Below are 16,298 nucleotides of genomic sequence, written 5' to 3'. Positions count from 1 at the left end.
CTGGGCTTTCCCGCCGCCCCTCAAGCTGTTAATGCAAGGCCCGAGTTTCCCAGGGGATGGACCCAATGCGCAAGGCAAAGCTCGATCGCAAGACCAACGAGACCGAGATCGCCGTCGCCGTCGATCTCGATGGCAATGGCGTGCGGCAGATCGAAACCGGGGTCGGCTTTTTCGATCACATGCTCGACCAGCTTTCGCGCCATTCCCTGATCGACATGGCCATCCACGCCAAGGGCGATCTGCACATCGACGATCACCACACGGTCGAGGATGTGGGCATTGCCATCGGTCAGGCGCTCAAGGATGCGCTGGGCGACAAGAAAGGCATTGTCCGCTACGGGTCGTGCGACCTGGTCATGGACGGCACCAAATCCACGGTGGCGCTCGATGTTTCGGGCCGGCCGTTCCTTGTCTGGCGCGTCCAGTTCACATCACCCACGATCGGCACTTTCGATACAGAACTGGTGCGCGAGTTTTTCCAGGCAATTGCCATCAATGCCGGGATCACGCTGCACGCCGAAACCCACTATGGCGACAACAACCACCATATCGCCGAAAGCCTGTTCAAGGCTTTGGCGCGCGCGTTGCGTCAGGCGGTCGAAATCGACACCCGCGCTGCCGATCAGGTGCCCTCGACCAAGGGCGTGTTGTAGGATTTAGGCTGGGGCAAGGCCCCGTTACGGACCGGTCTCATGACCCTCTATACAATCTACGCCAAGCCGGAAAACGGCCCCGACGCCATTTGGGTTCTGCCCGAGAAGTTCAGTTGGGCGGCCTTTCTGTTTGCGCCGATCTGGGCGCTCGCCCGCGGCGCCATGGCCTATCTTGTGCTCTGGCTTGTGGTGACGCTTGGCCTTGTTCTGCTCGCGCCCCAATTCGGGGATGAACTTGCAGTGCTCCTTTATCTGATCTTTGCGCTGTGGACCGGCTTTGCAGCCGCTTCGATCGCCGGCCGCGCACTGGAGGGCCGCAACTGGATCCCCAGCGGCGAACTTGCAGCCGACAGCACCGTCTCTGCCGAGCGGATTTGGTTGAACCGAAACTACGGATCGCGCCCATGAGCCAAACCGTTGCAATCATCGATTATGGCGCCGGCAATCTCAAATCGGCGCAAAAGGCCTTCGCCCGTGCCGCCGAGGGAACCGGGGCCGAGATCATCGTCACCTCCGATGCCGATCTTGTCCGCAAGGCCGACCGGATCGTTCTGCCCGGCGTCGGCGCCTTTGCCGATTGCATGGCCGGGCTCGATGCGGTGCCGGGGATGCACGACGTGCTCAATGAAAAGGTGATGGCCGGCGGCACACCGTTCCTGGGCGTCTGCGTGGGCATGCAGCTTTTAGCCAGCGTCGGTCGCGAAAAGATCGTAACGAAAGGGCTGGGCTGGATCGCTGGCGCCATCGAAACGATCGAGCCCTCCGACCCCGCACTGAAGGTGCCGCATATGGGCTGGAACACGCTGAGCGTTTCCCGTCCCCATGCCCTGCTCGACGGCATAGAGACAGGCGAAACCGGACTGCACGCCTATTTCGTCCATTCCTATCACATGAAAGCCGAGAACCTTAGCGAGGTGATCGCCACCGCCGATTACGGTGGCGCCATCACGGCCATTGTCGGCCGCGACAATATTTTCGGCACCCAGTTCCACCCTGAAAAGAGCCAGTCCCTCGGGCTGGCCCTGATCGCGAACTTTCTGAAATGGCGCCCATGATCCTGTTTCCCGCCATCGATCTCAAGGACGGTCAATGCGTCCGGCTCAAGCTCGGCGATATGGAGCAGGCGACAGTCTTCAACGACGATCCCGCCGCTCAGGCCAAGCTGTTTGAGGGGCAGGGATTTGAGTATCTGCACGTCGTCGATCTCAATGGCGCGTTTGCCGGTGAGAGCGTCAATGGCACTGCTGTGGACGCGATCCTCAAGGCCGTCGATTTTCCCGTGCAGCTCGGCGGCGGCATCCGGACGCTGGCCCATATTGAAAACTGGCTCAACAAAGGCCTGGCACGGGTGATCCTGGGCACCGTCGCCGTGCGCGATCCCGGACTGGTCAAGGCCGCCTGCAAAGCCTTTCCCGGACAGGTCGCCGTCGGCATCGATGCGCGGGGCGGCAAGGTGGCCGTCGAGGGCTGGGCGGAAACCTCAGAACTCTCTGCCATCGACCTTGCCCGCCGCTTCGAGGGCGCCGGCGTGGCAGCGATCATCTATACCGATATCGATCGCGACGGAGTATTGAAGGGCATCAACTGGCCCTCGACGCTGGAACTGGCCAATGCCATGTCCATTCCGGTCATCGCCTCTGGCGGTCTGGCCGGAATAGAAGACATCCGCCGCATGACCGAGCCCGATGCGCAAATCCTCGAAGGTGCGATTTCGGGCCGGGCGCTCTATGACGGGCGCATTGATTCACGTGAAGCACTGGCCATATTGAAGGGCGAAGCGGCATGACCCTCAAGGCCCGCATCATTCTCTGCCTTGACGTCAAGGACGGCCAGCTTGCCCGCAGTGGCGCAGCCGCGAGGACAGTGAATTCGAAAAAAGGAGCGGGCGTCCGATGACACTTAAAGCTCGCATTATTCCCTGCCTTGACGTCAAGGACGGCCGCGTCGTCAAGGGCATCAATTTCGTCGACTTGGTCGACGCAGGCGATCCCGTGCAAGCGGCCATCGCCTATGACGCAGCCGGAGCGGACGAACTCTGCTTTCTCGATATCGCCGCCTCTCACGAGGGCCGCGATACCATTTTCGACGTCGTTGCCCGCACCGCCGAACATTGCTTCATGCCGGTCACCGTGGGCGGTGGCGTGCGCACCAATGACGATATCCGCAAGCTGCTGTTGTCCGGCGCCGACAAGGTCTCGATCAATTCGGCGGCGGTCAACGATCCCGATTTCGTGGCACGAGCCGCCGACAAATTCGGCAATCAGTGTATCGTCGTTTCGGTCGATGCCAAGCGCGGCGACTCCGGCACCTGGGAAATTTTCACCCATGGCGGGCGCAAGCCGACCGGGCTTAACGCCCTCGAGTTTGCCATTGGCGCCGTCGAGCGCGGCGCCGGCGAATTGCTGGTCACCTCCATGGACCGCGACGGGACCAAATCGGGCTTCGATCTCGAATTGACACGCACCATCGCCGACGCCGTGGACGTGCCGGTCATTGCCTCGGGTGGCGTGGGCACCCTCGATCATCTTGTCGATGGCATAAAAGAGGGTCATGCGACGGCCGTTCTGGCCGCCTCGATCTTCCATTTCGGCACGTTCACCATTGGCCAGGCCAAGGCGCATATGGCGGCGGCCGGCATTCCCATGCGGCTCGACTAACCCTTTTTGATTGCTTGCACCCCGCCCCCGGCAATGGTTAGACGGATGGCGCGGAGACGGAGGCACAATTTCATGACATTGAGTATCGAAGCGCTTGACGCGCGTCTGGCCGAGCGGGCCGGCACCTCGCCCGAGGTCTCCTATACGGCAAGGCTGATCGCTAAAGGCACCGCCAAATGTGCCCAGAAGCTTGGCGAAGAGGCGGTCGAAACCGTGATCGCGGCGATGAGCGGGGATCGCGAAGAGCTGGTCAAGGAAAGCGCCGATCTGGTCTATCATCTTTTGGTGCTGTTGCGCTCGGAGGGCGTTGCGCTCTCGGAGGTGTCCGAGGAACTCGACCGGCGCACGGCGCAATCGGGCCTGGCCGAAAAGTCCGCAAGGTCCGGGGACTGACAATGGCCAGGATTACCTACACGCCCTATCTGAGCTTTACGATCGAGGAATGGGCGCGGTTGCGCGCCGACGAGCCCATGACGCTCGATCGCGAGGACATCGAACATCTTCGGGCGCTCAACGATCCGATTTCCCTCGCCGAAGCTGAAATCGTCTATCTGCCGCTGACCCGCCTGCTCTCGTTTTACGTCGAAGCCATTCAGGCCATTCATCATGCCTCGACCCGGTTTCTCGGGCACAATGGCGCCAAGGTGCCGTTCATCATCGGCGTCGCCGGATCGGTGGCCGTCGGCAAATCGACCACCGCACGCATTCTGAGTGCCCTTCTGCGCCGCTGGCCGAGTTCGCCCAAGGTCGATCTCATCACCACCGACGGGTTTCTGTATCCAAACGCGGTGCTGGAAAAACGCGGGCTGATGCAGCGCAAGGGGTTTCCCGAAAGCTATGACCGGTCTGCCTTCGTCGAGTTTCTTGCAGCGATCAAATCGGGCAAGCCCCGTGTCAGCGCGCCGACCTATTCCCACCTGGTCTATGACATTGTGCCCGGCGAGCGTGTGGTCGTCGAAAGCCCCGACATTCTGATCGTCGAGGGGCTCAACATTCTTCAGCCCGGTGAATTGCCCAGAACCGGCAATCCAATCGTCTTTGCGTCCGATTTCATCGATTTCTCGGTCTATATCGACGCCGACGAGCATGTGCTCGAGGCCTGGTATGTCGAGCGCTTCATGAAGCTGCGCGAAACCGCGTTCCGCGATCCGCAAAGCTTTTTCAAACGCTTTTCCGAACTGTCGGAACTGACGGCGATTTCGACGGCCAAATCCATCTGGCAATCGATCAATTTGCCGAACCTGCGCGAAAACATTCTGCCCACCCGTGGGCGAGCAGATCTGATTCTCAAGAAAGGCGCCGACCACTCCATTCACGAAGTGGCGTTGCGGAAGGTCTAAACCGCAATCCCCTCGCCTCGTGCCAGCGCCTTGAGATCGGCGACCGGGCGGGCGCCATAGTGCGAAATCACCTCCGAGGCGGCAAGACACCCCAGCTTGAGCGCTTCTTCCATCGATTGCCCGCGCGCCGTGGCCAGAAGGAATCCCGAGGCGAACAGATCGCCCGCGCCGGTCACATCGACAACATTGCTGACAGGAAACGCCGGCACGGAAACGATTTCCCCGTTCTTGATCGCCATGGCTCCGCGCGCGCCCATGGTCACCGCTGCGATTTCGGCGTCTTCGGCAAGCTGGCGCACCGCGACATTGAGGTCGTCGGTCTCATAGAGCGCCTTGACCTCTTCGATATTGGCAAAGACGTAATCCATGGTCTTTGACTTGATCAGATCGAGAAACTCGTTGCGGAAGCGGTTGACACAGAACGGGTCCGACAGCGTGATCGCCGCGGCGCGCTCGTTCTTGTGGGCGTAATGGGCCGCCATGATAAAGGCCTTCTTGGCCTGCGGGGGGTCCCACAGATAGCCTTCCATATAGGTGATGGCCGAAGCACCGACCGTTTCCTCGACGATATCGTCTTCGGTCAGGTGCTGGCAGGCGCCCAGATAGGTGTTCATGGTGCGCTCGCCATCGGGCGTGACCAGAATCATCGAGCGGGCGGTGGCCACATCGTCGCGCAGAAACGCGGTTTCGTAGTGAATGCCCTTGGTGTCGAAATCGTCGCGGAACACAAGCCCAAGCTCGTCTTCGGCAACCTTGCCCACAAACGCCGCGCGCCCGCCGAGCGCCGCAACGCCCGCTGCCGTGTTGGCCGAGCTGCCGCCGGGAATGATCGACTTGGTCTCGGGCATCTTGGCGTACAGGTCCGCCGAGCGATCGGCATCGACAAGATGCATGATCGATTTGCGTAAACTCTCATCGACAAGGAATTTGTCATCGATCGGGGCGATCACATCGACGATGGCATTGCCGATGGTCAGGACGTCGAACCGCGTGGTCATCGGCGCTCCGCATAAACTGTCATGGATACTGCCCCCCGCTTAAGCCATAGCGGCCGGAGGCGCAACCGGTCTAGGACCAATCGACATTCAGATGATGGCGGCCTGCAAATGGCAGTTTTCTGCGCTTCCGGTGCTCACGTACCCGAACGTACGCTCCGCTCCGGTTCTCGAAAACCGCCGTTTTCGGCTCACCCTAAGCTGAATGTCGATTGGTCCTAGCCGGCGGTCTTTGCCGGATAGCGGCACCACTGGGCAATGATGCAGCGATAACATTCTGGCTTGCGCGCCTTGCACACATAACGCCCATGCAGGATGAGCCAGTGATGGGCGTGCAACAGATAGTGCTTAGGGACACGCTTGAGCAGGGCCAGCTCCACCGCCAGCGGCGTTTTTCCCGGGGCGATCCCCGTGCGGTTTCCCACCCGGAACAGATGGGTATCGACAGCGATCGTGGGTTGGCCGAACCCGATATTGAGCACGACATTGGCCGTCTTTCGCCCCACGCCGGGTAAAGCTTCCAGCGCCTCGCGCGTGTCGGGGACTTCACTTGCGTGCTTTTCGATCAGCATCTGGCTCAAAAGAAAGACGTTTTTGGCCTTGTTGCGATAAAGCCCGATGGTCTTTATGTGCTCGCGGATGGCGTCCTCACCCAGGGCCACCATCTTTTCGGGCGTGTCGGCAATGGCAAACAGCGCCTTTGTCGCCTTGTTGACCCCCACATCGGTGGCTTGAGCGCTCAGAACCACGGCGACCAGCAGTGTAAAGACATTGACGTAATCGAGCTCGCCCCTGGGCTCGGGATCGTGAAGCGAGAAGGCTTCGAAGATCTTTTCGATCTCGGCCCGGGTCAGTGGCTTGGGCATGGGTGCGGCGATAATTGATTTGATTTGTGTGCGGACAATCCTCTTAGAATGGCGCCAAGGCCAAAAGGCAAGTCGAGATGACCCAAAGCCCGCTCTTTGCCGCATTGCTGACCCCACATCGCTCCCTCTCGCCCAAGGGCATCCGCTGGGTGATCGCGTTCACCTGTGTGATGGCCTCGATTCCCGGCATCACGTTTTACGCCATGGGGGCCTGGCCCGTCGTCGGCCTTCTGGGGCTCGATGTGCTCCTGCTCTATTGGGCGCTCACCGCTTCGCTCGGGGATACCGACATGTTCGAGGAGATCACTCTCTGGCCCGACACCCTCGATATTCGCCATGTCACCAAGAAGGGGCGTGAGACCGCCCTCTCGTTCAATCCGTTTTTCATCCGCTTTTCGGTGATCCGCGACAATGAGGGCCGGGTGACCGCGCTCAAGATCCTAACCCGCGAAGGCGAGGTGGAAATCGGGCGGTTCTTGACCCCCGACGACAAGGCCAGCTTTGCCGACGCCTTCGGTCATGCCCTGAGCAGGGCCAAGCGCTGATCGGTGTAAAAATCGGGTCGTCGGGCGGGCCATCGGTCGATAGTGTGAACCCATGAACGAGATGACAGCAATTTCACAGCTCCCCGATATGACCACCGACGAGACCTATCGCACCATCGCGCAGGCCATCGAATACCTCTCGATGCCCGGCCCCGAAGCATCCGATATCGCCGGACTGGCCAATGCGCTCTCGATGACCGAGCGCCAGCTGGTCGATATGTTCCGCCGCTGGTGCGGGCTGACGCCGAAAAGCTTTGCCCAGGCCGTGGCCCTCGACCACGCGCGAAAACTTCTGCGTGACAATATGAGCGTGCTCGATACGACCTACGAGCTGGGTCTTTCCGGACCGTCACGCCTTCACGATCTGTTCGTGACCTATGATGCGGTGCCACCGGGCGTTTACCGTGCCAAAGGCGCGGGGCTGGAGGTCGCCTGGGGCTATGCGCCCTCCCCGTTCGGAAAGGTGTGCCTGATGGTCACCCAGTATGGGGTGGCCGGCATTTCCTTTGCCGATGATGGCAAGGAACAATACGCGTTCGAGGATCTGGCCAATCGCTGGCCCAATGCCGCCTACAAGCGCGACGATGCCGCCATTGCCCCCATCGCCGCCCGCATCTTCGATCCCGACCGCTGGGATCCCGACCAGCCCATCCGGTTGGTGATGATCGGCTCCCAGTTCGAAATCAAGGTCTGGGAAACCCTGCTCAAGGTTCCGGCCGGGCGTGCCGCGACCTATGGCGAGGTGGCCCGCGCCGTCGGCCGGCCCAATGCTGCCCGCGCTATTGGCCGGGCGGTGGGGCGCAATCCCATCTCCTTCGTTGTCCCCTGCCATCGCATCGTGGGTTCGACCGGGGCGCTCACCGGCTACCATTGGGGCATCGTGCGCAAGCGCGCCATTCTGGGCTGGGAAGCGGGGCTGGTCTCGGCGCAATAGCGCAATTGGAACTCTTGGGCCCCACGAGTCTTAGCTTTTCGTAAGGGGCGGAGAGCTGATTTGGCGCGCGCGATTTTTTTGGCATTTATCGGACTTCTGGCGCTGGTGCTTGCCGCGCTCTATGCGCACATCATCATGCTCGTTTTCGCGGCGGTCCTGGTAGCCGCTGTTCTCGACGCGCTCATCCGGCTCCTGATGCGGCTCGTACCCATTCTGCCGCGCGCCGTCGCCGTGATCCTGACCCTGATTTTTGTCGTGGTGCTCGTCATTGTCGCCGCGATTGGCGGCGGGGTGACCATTGTCACCCAGTTCGATGCGCTTTCAAGAGCATTGGCCGAGGCCTGGGACATGGTGGCGAGCCAGCTCAACGATTGGGGTCTGCCGGTGGCGCGCACCTTTGATGTCACCGACATCGTCGAAGCCATTCCCGAACCCCAGACGATCTTTGGCGGGGCCGGTGCCGTGCTGGGCACCGGGTTTGGTTTGCTCTCCAATATGGTGATCGTCTTTCTCACAGGGATATTCCTTGCCATCGATCCCAAACGCTATCGCGACGGGCTTGCCATCCTGCTGCCCATCGAGGCACGCCCGCGGGCGCGTGAGGTGCTGGCCAAGGCCGGCACGACGCTACAGCATTGGCTGGTCGGCCAGTTGGCGCTGATGGCCATCGTCGGAGGTCTGACAACGGTCCTGCTTTTAGTGATGGGCGTGTCTTATGGGCTAACGCTCGGTCTGATCGCGGGGCTTCTCAACTTCATCCCCTTTGTCGGGCCGATACTTGCCTTCGTTCCCATCGGTCTGTCGATGATCGGCCAGGACTGGACGACGGCACTGATCGTTCTGGGCGGCTATACCCTGATCCAGCAGTTCGATGCCAATGTCACAACCCCGCTGATCCAGGATCGGGTGGTCAATCTCGCCCCGGCCCTGACCATCATCTTCCTGCTGTTCATGGGCGTGGCCCTCGGGCCGCTCGGGGTGGCGCTGGGCACACCCCTGCTTGCGGCGCTGCGCGTGCTGGTGCTTGAACTTTATGTCCGTGACGTTCTGGGCGATACGCCCGAAAAGGTCGACTAGAGCCAAGGATTTGATTCAATCAAATCCTTGGCTCTAAGCCCTTGTTTTGTCGCGTGTCCGAACCGCAAAACCGCTTCCACTTTTGCTGGACACGCTTTAAAGCTCTTCGGTCGAAACCCGGTCGCCGCTCTCGTCGATCCCGTAAACGATGGGCGCCCCGGTGGCGATTTCGCGCTTGAGGATCGCTTCTTCGTCGAGCCCTTCAAGTTTCATGACAAGCGCCCGCAGCGAATTGCCATGCGCCGTGACCAGAACGGTCTTGCCGGCCTTGAGCAGCGGCGCGATCTCGGCTTCGTAATAGGGCAGAACCCGCGCCGCGGTGTCTTTGAGGCTTTCGCCGCCCGGCGGGGGCACGTCATAGGAGCGGCGCCAGATATGGACCTGCTCCTCGCCCCATTTTTCCCGCGCATCGTCCTTGTTGAGCCCCGAAAGGTCGCCATAGTCACGCTCGTTGAGCTTGTGACTGCGCACGATGGTGAGATCGGTGATCCCCATTTCCTCGAGCATCAGGTCGAGCGTGCGCTGGGCGCGGCTCAGCGCGGATGTGAAATAGGCGTCCGGCACGATCCCGCGTGCCTTGAGCGCCTGTCCGGCTTTTTTGGCTTCCTCGATCCCCAGATCGGTCAGCCCGGGATTCTTCCAGCCGGTGAACAGGTTTTTCAAATTCCATTCGCTCTGGCCATGGCGAACGAGGATCAGCGTGCCGGTCATAAATCAGTCCTTGTCATTGAGCGTGTTCGATAACGCGGTCATTACAGATCAAAGGCCGAGCACATCGGCCATGGAATAAAGGCCCGCCGGCTGTTCTGCGGCCCACAGCGCAGCCCGAAGCGCTCCATCGGCAAACAGCGTCCGGTCGCGCGCAGAATGGGACAGGGTGATGGTTTCGGCCATCGATGAAAACAAAACCGAATGCTCGCCCACGATGCCGCCGCCGCGCAATGTGGCAAAGCCGATGGAGCCGGGCTCGCGCGCGCCGGTGTGCCCGTCGCGCACCTTGACCGAATGATCGGCCAGATCGATGTCGCGCCCCTCGGCCGCCGCCTCGCCCAGAAGCAGCGCTGTGCCCGAAGGCGCGTCCACCTTGTGGCGGTGGTGCATTTCAAGGATCTCGATGTCGAAATCGATGTCGAGGCTCGCCGCTGTCTTTTTGACCAATGCGGCCAGAAGGTTCACCCCAAGGCTCATATTGCCCGATTTGACGATCCGCGCGCCCTCGCGCCCTGCCCTGGCGATCGCTGCATCGTCCTCGGGCGAACACCCTGTTGTCCCTATGATATGGACCAGCTTGCGCTCTGCGGCCCGGCGGGCCAGCGCGACGCTCAATTGCGGCGCCGTGAAATCGATGATGGCATCGACATGGTCGGCGATATCGAGTGGCGTGTCCCCGATAGCAACGCCCAGCGGTTCGAGCCCCACAAGGCTGCCGGCATCCTTGCCCAAAACGCTCGAATTGTCCCGGTCGGCAGCCGCTGTGAGCGTCATGCCGGCATGGGCCGCGACGGCGCGGATAACCGTCTGTCCCATGCGCCCGCCCGCGCCCACAACTCCGATCTTCAGTGGCATGCTGTTTTCCCCTTACGCCGCCTGCATTTCGGCCAGCACCGCCTGCGCGCTCTGGCGCGGGCTGGGTGCGGCAACAATGGGCCGCGCCACAACAAGATGGGATGCGCCCGCCGCCAGCGCATCGGTCGGTGTCATCACACGCTTCTGGTCGCCCCTCTCCGCCCCGGCAGGTCGGATACCGGGGGTCACCACGGCCATGTCGGGCCCGACGATCTCACGCACCGCCCGCGCCTCGAAGGCCGAGGCCACGACGCCGCCCATGCCCGCATCGCGTGCCTGGCGCGCCCGACGTGCCACGAGCTCGGCAACCGAAACGCCATAGCCGGCATCATCGAGATCGGCCTGATCCATCGAGGTGAGGACGGTGACGCCCAGCAGGCAGAGCGACGACCCTTCGGCTGCCTTGACTGCAGCCGCCATCGCCTTGGGATAGGCATGGAGCGTGAGCATGGTCGCGCCGGTTTCGGCAATGGCCGCGACGCCCTTTGCAATCGTGTTGTCGATATCGAGGAGCTTGAGGTCGAAAAACACGCGCTTGCCGGCCTTGAGCAATTCCTTGCCCACGATCAGCCCGTCGCCGCCATAGAAAAGCTGATAGCCGATCTTGTAGAAATCGACGATGCCATCGAGCCGGGAAATCATGTCCTCGGCTTCACGGCGTGTCCCGACATCGAGCCCGACAATCAGGTCACCGGCCATTCCATGTCTCCGCGTGCTTTGGTGTATCAAGGCTCGATGCCATGAGTTGGGCCCGAGCGCAAGCTCCGGCTCTAAATCCCGCCTCGTGAAAAATGGGTGAGTTCTTTGACCAGCTGGTCGATCTTGGTGCTGACCCCCGATTCTGCCACCGAGCCGTCCTCGGCGAAAGCGCTCGAAGCCGGACCGACGCCGAGCAGGGTCGGCACGACCAGCGCGCCGATCTTGGAGAGCGAATCACGCAAATGGCTCTGGGCCCATATGGTCCCGTGACGCCCCGAGGACACCCCGCCGATCCCGAACACCGCATGCCGGAAGGGCGAAGGCTTTTGCCGGGAAAGCCATGCGATCGTGTTGACGACCAGCGGCGGCAGCCCGCCATTGTATTCGGGCGTGGCGATAAACACGATGTCGTGGGATCGGAACAGATCGGCCAGTTGTCCTGCGGCCTCGGGCACATTGTCAGGCTCGAGATCCTGATTGAAAACCGGCATCTCGAAATCTTTGAGCGTGATCGAATTGACCGCGACCCCGGCTTCGCTGAGCTTTGCGTCCACCGCGTCCTGAAGCGTCTTGTTGACCGATCCGGCGCGGATCGAGCCGCAAAGGGTAAGGGCGCTAGCCATTGGTGTCTCCTTGTTGATGGGCGGCAGTTAAGCGGGCCATTTGGATCGCCGCAACCGCTCACATACAAAAAGCCCTCCGCAACGCGAAGGGCTTTTGAAAAAAGGTCCAGCCAACCGACGTCAGTGGAACATTGTCTTGAGCTTGTCGAAAAACCCTTCCGAACCCGGCGAGGTGTCGCGGTTGGAAAGCGTTTCGAATTCTTCGAGCAGTTCGCGCTGCCGCTTTGAGAGCTTTTGCGGGGTTTCCACCTCGAGCTGGACGTAAAGGTCACCAACCTGCTGGCTGCGCAGCACCGGCATGCCCTTGCCCTTGAGCCGCACGCGCTGGCCGGGCTGGGTGCCTTCGTTGACCTTGACCTTGGCACGGCTGCCTTCGAGCGTCGGCACTTCGAACTCGCCGCCCAAGGCCGCTGTGATCATCGAAATGGGCACCTTGGCGAAAAGATCGGCGCCGTCGCGCTGGAACAGCTGGTGCGGTCTGACTGAAACGAAGATGTAGAGATCGCCGGCCGGTCCGCCGCGCAATCCCGCCTCGCCTTCCCCACCCAGACGAATGCGCGTGCCGTCCTCGATTCCCTTGGGAACATCGACCGAGAGCGTGCGCGAGGTTTGACGGCGGCCTTGCCCGTGGCAGTCGGTGCAGGGCTGGTCCATGGTTTCCCCGCGCCCGTGGCATTGGGGGCAGGTCTGCTGGATGGTAAAGAATCCTTGCGCTGCGCGCACCTTGCCGTGCCCGCCGCACATGCGGCAGGTTGAAAACCCGGTGCCCGGCTTGGCGCCCGTCCCCTCGCACGTCTCGCACCCGATCAGGGATGGCACGTCGATATCGACAGTGGTGCCCGCAAAGGCGTCTTCGAGGGTGATTTCGAGATTGTAGCGCAGATCCGAGCCGCGCTGGCGGCCGTCGCGGGAACGCTGGCCGCGTGCGCCGCCCATGAATTCCCCGAAAATGTCCTCGAAAATATCGGACATCGAGGAGGAAAAATCATTCCCGAACCCCTGGGCACCGCCACCGCCGCCATTGAAAGCCGCGTGGCCAAACCGGTCATAGGCCGCGCGCTTTTGCGGGTCCTTGAGCGTGTCGTAGGCTTCGGAAACTTCCTTGAACTTGTGCTCGGCCTCGGTGTCCCCCGGATTGCGATCCGGGTGATACTGCATGGCCAGCTTGCGATAGGCGGATTTGAGCCCGGCGGCGTCACAGGTTTTTTCGACCCCGAGCACGGAATAGAAATCGGCTTTGCTCATGAGATTAGTTTATCCCCGTGTCACGGCAGGGGCAGAAAATGGACGGATGCAAGATCATCTCTTGTGCCAAACCAACCGTTCTTGTCATGACGCATCTCTCTTGGGACCGGCAACGGCCAGAACCCGTCGTGCGCTTAGGTAATCATCGTTGCTGCCTGTTACCATAGGCAGCGGCGAAAAGACCAGCGCTCACCGGTGATTCACGTGAAACTGGCGCCCGGAAATAACAGTGCCGCCCGAAGGCGGCACTGATCGGTTTCAGGGCAAAGGTTTTAGGCCGACTTCTTGTCGTCGTCGTCCTTGACCTCTTCGAAGTCGGCATCGACAACGTCTTCGTCATCCTTGGCCGCATCGCCGGCCGCGGCGGCTTCGGCTTCGTCCTGACTGGCCTTGTACATGGCCTCGCCAAGCTTCATCGAAGCCTGGGCCAAAGCAGCGGCCTTTTCCTTGATCGCTTCGGGGTCGTCGCCCTCGAGCGCGGTCCTGGTGTCGGCGATGGCGGTTTCGATCTCGGTCTTGATCTCGGGCGAAACCTTGTCCCCATGCTCCTTGAGCGAGGATTCGGTCGAATGCACGAGGCTTTCGGCCTGGTTTTTCGCTTCCACCACTTCGCGGCGCTTCTTGTCGGCCTCGGCATTGGTCTCGGCATCCTTGACCATCTGCTCGATATCGGCGTCCGACAGACCGCCCGAAGCCTGGATGCGGATCTGCTGCTCCTTGCCCGTGCCCTTGTCTTTCGCCGAAACATTGACGATGCCGTTGGCGTCGATGTCGAAGGTCACTTCGACCTGCGGCACGCCGCGCGGCGCCGAGGGAATACCGACCAGGTCGAACTGGCCAAGCATCTTGTTGTCGGCCGCCATTTCACGCTCACCCTGGAAAACCCGGATGGTCACGGCCGACTGGTTGTCTTCGGCGGTCGAGAACACCTGGCTCTTCTTGGTCGGGATCGTCGTGTTGCGGTCGATCAGGCGGGTAAATACGCCACCAAGCGTCTCGATACCCAGCGAAAGCGGGGTCACGTCGAGCAGCAGAACGTCTTTCACATCGCCCTGCAGAACGCCGGCCTGAATGGCGGCGCCCATGGCAACCACTTCGTCGGGGTTCACGCCCTTGTGGGGCTCCTTGCCAAAGAAGTTTTTCACCTCTTCCTGCACCTTGGGCATGCGGGTCATGCCGCCGACCAGAACGACCTCGTCGATCTCGCCAGCCGAAATCCCGGCATCCTTGAGCGCGGCGCGGCACGGATCAATGGTGCGCTTGATCAGATCTTCAACGATCGATTCGAACTTGGCGCGGGTCAGCTTGAGCTGCAAATGCTTGGGGCCCGAAGCATCGGCCGTGATGAAGGGCAGGTTGACTTCGGTCTGGGAAGCCGACGAAAGCTCGATCTTGGCCTTTTCGGCAGCTTCCTTGAGCCGCTGCAGCGCCAACTTGTCGCCGCGCAGATCGATGCCCTGCTCTTTCTTGAACTCGTCAGCGAGGTAATCGACAAGGCGCATGTCGAAATCTTCACCGCCAAGGAACGTGTCGCCATTGGTCGATTTAACTTCGAAAACACCGTCGCCGATCTCGAGGATCGAGATGTCGAACGTGCCGCCGCCAAGGTCATAAACAGCGATCGTGCCGGATTCTTTCTTGTCCAGCCCGTAGGCCAGCGCGGCAGCGGTCGGCTCGTTGATGATGCGGAGCACCTCGAGCCCGGCGATCTTGCCGGCGTCCTTGGTGGCCTGGCGCTGGCTGTCGTTGAAATAGGCCGGAACCGTGATGACGGCCTGCGTCACCGGCTCGCCGAGATAGCTCTCTGCGGTTTCCTTCATCTTGCCCAGGATCATGGCGGAGACTTCGGACGGAGACGATTTCTTCCCATCCGCTTCCACCCACGCATCGCCATTGTCAGCCTTGACGATCTTGTAGGGCACAAGGCCCTTGTCCTTGGTGACCATCGGGTCTTCGAACCGGCGCCCGATCAGGCGCTTGACGGCAAACAGCGTACCCTCGGGGTTGGTCACGGCCTGACGCTTGGCCGGCTGGCCCACGAGGCGTTCGCCATCGTTCGAAAAGGCCACCATCGAGGGCGTGGTGCGCGCGCCTTCGGCGTTCTCGATCACTTTAGGAGTTTTGCCGTCCATGACGGCGACGCACGAATTGGTCGTGCCCAGGTCAATACCGATTACTTTTCCCATTCCGAAACCTCATTTCTCGAGCGAGTCCTAAATTTGGCCCTGACCCCTCAACGCGCCCATTCACGTTGCGGCATCGCATTGATCGGTCGTGCCGGACCCCTCTGGGGGATGGATTTGGCCCGGTTTCCCGGGCTTGCTGGCTATATAAGGAGGGGGGGAGGGCCCTTCAAGCACGCCCCCCGCTTTGCATCAAATTTTGTCAGGCCGATGTGTCGAGCCCTTCACCGGGTTCGGCGTCGGGTTTGGGGGCCGGTTTGTTGCCGCCCTTGGCGACTCCCACCATGGCCGGGCGCAACACGCGCTCGCCGATGGCGTATCCGGTCTGGACCACCTGAACCACAGTGCCCTCGGGCACCGAGGCATCGGGCACCTCAAACATGGCCTGATGGCGGTGGGGATCGAACTTTTCGCCCTCCGCCACGATCGGTGTCACGCCGTTCTTTTGCAAGAGCCGCTGCATTTCGCGCTCGGTCATCTCGATCCCTTCGATCAGGGATTTGAGTGTCCCGTCGGCGTTTTCCCGCAATTCGGCGGGAATGACCATAAGGGCACGCGAGAGATTGTCGGTGGCCACCAGCATGTCGCGGGCAAACCCGGCAATGGCATAAGAGCGCGTGTCGGAAACTTCACGCTCGGTGCGCTTGCGCAGATTGTCCATTTCAGCGGCGGTGCGCAGCACCTGGTCACGCAGCTGGTCCTTTTCGGCCTCGAGCTGGGCAATGCGCTCTTCAGCCGTCGGCTCGGTGGAAACCGCCTCGGCCTCTTCGGCGTCGGGGCGCGGATCGATTTCGTCGTTCGGCTCTGGCGTCGTGTTGTCGTCGCTCATCATTGCTCTTTCAACGATTGGGGAAATTAAGCTTGGCTGCCATATCGGCCAAGGGCGGAAATTTTTCAAGCCTCGTGGCGAAAAGC

19 protein-coding genes are annotated in these 16,298 nt (G+C 61.3%); 10 read left to right on the top strand and 9 right to left on the bottom strand.

The window, feature by feature from the left end; all coding sequences use genetic code 11:
- The first annotated feature begins 56 nt into the window (after positions 1-56).
- The 7 genes from hisB to coaA all read left to right on the top strand — a co-directional run bounded on the left by hisB (position 57) and on the right by coaA (position 4,650).
- On the top strand, positions 57-653 hold the full coding sequence (gene hisB / locus V6617_RS00365; RefSeq protein ID WP_338608389.1) for an imidazoleglycerol-phosphate dehydratase HisB: 597 nt from the start codon (positions 57-59) through the stop codon (positions 651-653).
- 39 nt (positions 654-692) lie between these two features.
- Positions 693-1,061 (top strand): hypothetical protein, encoded by a 369-nt coding sequence (locus V6617_RS00360; RefSeq protein WP_338608388.1) that lies wholly within the window; start codon positions 693-695, stop codon positions 1,059-1,061.
- On the top strand, positions 1,058-1,708 hold the full coding sequence (hisH, locus tag V6617_RS00355; RefSeq protein ID WP_338608387.1) for an imidazole glycerol phosphate synthase subunit HisH: 651 nt from the start codon (positions 1,058-1,060) through the stop codon (positions 1,706-1,708). Before V6617_RS00360 ends, hisH begins: the two co-directional genes overlap by 4 nt.
- A complete protein-coding gene (hisA, locus tag V6617_RS00350; RefSeq protein WP_338610772.1) occupies positions 1,705-2,439 on the top strand; it encodes a 1-(5-phosphoribosyl)-5-[(5-phosphoribosylamino)methylideneamino]imidazole-4-carboxamide isomerase in 735 nt (244 codons plus the stop codon). Before hisH ends, hisA begins: the two co-directional genes overlap by 4 nt.
- 106 nt (positions 2,440-2,545) lie before the next feature.
- Positions 2,546-3,310, top strand: coding sequence for an imidazole glycerol phosphate synthase subunit HisF (gene hisF / locus V6617_RS00345; RefSeq protein ID WP_338608386.1), 765 nt, complete (start codon positions 2,546-2,548; stop codon positions 3,308-3,310).
- 72 nt (positions 3,311-3,382) lie between these two features.
- On the top strand, positions 3,383-3,703 hold the full coding sequence (locus V6617_RS00340; RefSeq protein WP_338608385.1) for a phosphoribosyl-ATP diphosphatase: 321 nt from the start codon (positions 3,383-3,385) through the stop codon (positions 3,701-3,703).
- A 2-nt stretch (positions 3,704-3,705) separates the two neighbouring features.
- Positions 3,706-4,650 carry a type I pantothenate kinase gene (gene coaA, locus V6617_RS00335; protein ID WP_338608384.1) on the top strand — a complete coding sequence of 315 codons (945 nt, stop codon included), beginning with the start codon at positions 3,706-3,708 and terminating at the stop codon, positions 4,648-4,650.
- Here the strand turns inward: coaA and V6617_RS00330 are convergent.
- Positions 4,647-5,648 (bottom strand): adenosine kinase, encoded by a 1,002-nt coding sequence (locus tag V6617_RS00330; protein ID WP_338608383.1) that lies wholly within the window; start codon positions 5,646-5,648, stop codon positions 4,647-4,649. The two genes, coaA and V6617_RS00330, sit on opposite strands and share 4 nt — an antisense overlap.
- A 215-nt stretch (positions 5,649-5,863) precedes the next feature.
- Positions 5,864-6,550 carry an endonuclease III gene (gene nth / locus V6617_RS00325; RefSeq protein ID WP_338610771.1) on the bottom strand — a complete coding sequence of 229 codons (687 nt, stop codon included), beginning with the start codon at positions 6,548-6,550 and terminating at the stop codon, positions 5,864-5,866.
- A 38-nt stretch (positions 6,551-6,588) separates the two neighbouring features.
- On the opposite strand from nth, the gene V6617_RS00320 reads away from it, so the two are divergent.
- The 3 genes from V6617_RS00320 (at position 6,589) to V6617_RS00310 (ending at position 9,067) form a co-directional block, all read left to right on the top strand.
- The gene (locus V6617_RS00320) at positions 6,589-7,056 is read left to right on the top strand and encodes a DUF2244 domain-containing protein (protein WP_338608382.1); all 468 of its coding nucleotides are present in this window, start codon (positions 6,589-6,591) and stop codon (positions 7,054-7,056) included.
- A gap of 61 nt (positions 7,057-7,117) precedes the next feature.
- Positions 7,118-7,990 (top strand): methylated-DNA--[protein]-cysteine S-methyltransferase, encoded by an 873-nt coding sequence (locus V6617_RS00315; RefSeq protein WP_338610770.1) that lies wholly within the window; start codon positions 7,118-7,120, stop codon positions 7,988-7,990.
- 60 nt (positions 7,991-8,050) lie between these two features.
- Positions 8,051-9,067: an AI-2E family transporter gene (locus V6617_RS00310; protein ID WP_338608381.1), complete on the top strand. Its 1,017-nt coding sequence runs from the start codon at positions 8,051-8,053 to the stop codon at positions 9,065-9,067.
- Positions 9,068-9,163: 96 nt separating this feature from the next.
- On the opposite strand, the gene V6617_RS00305 is transcribed toward V6617_RS00310, so the two are convergent.
- The 7 genes from V6617_RS00305 to grpE form a co-directional block, all read right to left on the bottom strand.
- Complete coding sequence (locus V6617_RS00305) at positions 9,164-9,778, bottom strand: 2,3-bisphosphoglycerate-dependent phosphoglycerate mutase (RefSeq protein ID WP_338608380.1); 615 nt, start codon at positions 9,776-9,778, stop codon at positions 9,164-9,166.
- A 48-nt stretch (positions 9,779-9,826) separates the two neighbouring features.
- Positions 9,827-10,633 carry a 4-hydroxy-tetrahydrodipicolinate reductase gene (gene dapB, locus V6617_RS00300; RefSeq protein WP_338608379.1) on the bottom strand — a complete coding sequence of 269 codons (807 nt, stop codon included), beginning with the start codon at positions 10,631-10,633 and terminating at the stop codon, positions 9,827-9,829.
- A 12-nt stretch (positions 10,634-10,645) separates the two neighbouring features.
- Entirely contained in the window at positions 10,646-11,332 is a 687-nt protein-coding gene (pyrF, locus tag V6617_RS00295) for an orotidine-5'-phosphate decarboxylase (RefSeq protein WP_338608378.1), read from the bottom strand.
- Between the two features lie 71 nt (positions 11,333-11,403).
- Positions 11,404-11,955 (bottom strand): NADPH-dependent FMN reductase, encoded by a 552-nt coding sequence (locus V6617_RS00290; protein ID WP_338608377.1) that lies wholly within the window; start codon positions 11,953-11,955, stop codon positions 11,404-11,406.
- Between the two features lie 120 nt (positions 11,956-12,075).
- Entirely contained in the window at positions 12,076-13,200 is a 1,125-nt protein-coding gene (dnaJ, locus tag V6617_RS00285; RefSeq protein WP_338608376.1) for a molecular chaperone DnaJ, read from the bottom strand.
- 272 nt (positions 13,201-13,472) lie between these two features.
- Entirely contained in the window at positions 13,473-15,386 is a 1,914-nt protein-coding gene (gene dnaK / locus V6617_RS00280; protein ID WP_338608375.1) for a molecular chaperone DnaK, read from the bottom strand.
- A gap of 199 nt (positions 15,387-15,585) precedes the next feature.
- Positions 15,586-16,215 carry a nucleotide exchange factor GrpE gene (grpE, locus tag V6617_RS00275; RefSeq protein ID WP_338608374.1) on the bottom strand — a complete coding sequence of 210 codons (630 nt, stop codon included), beginning with the start codon at positions 16,213-16,215 and terminating at the stop codon, positions 15,586-15,588.
- Positions 16,216-16,298 lie beyond the last annotated feature (83 nt).

This window comes from Pelagibacterium nitratireducens (assembly GCF_037044555.1).
In the GTDB taxonomy this organism is placed as follows: domain Bacteria; phylum Pseudomonadota; class Alphaproteobacteria; order Rhizobiales; family Devosiaceae; genus Pelagibacterium; species Pelagibacterium nitratireducens.
This window is presented reverse-complemented; position numbering and strand designations above follow the sequence as displayed.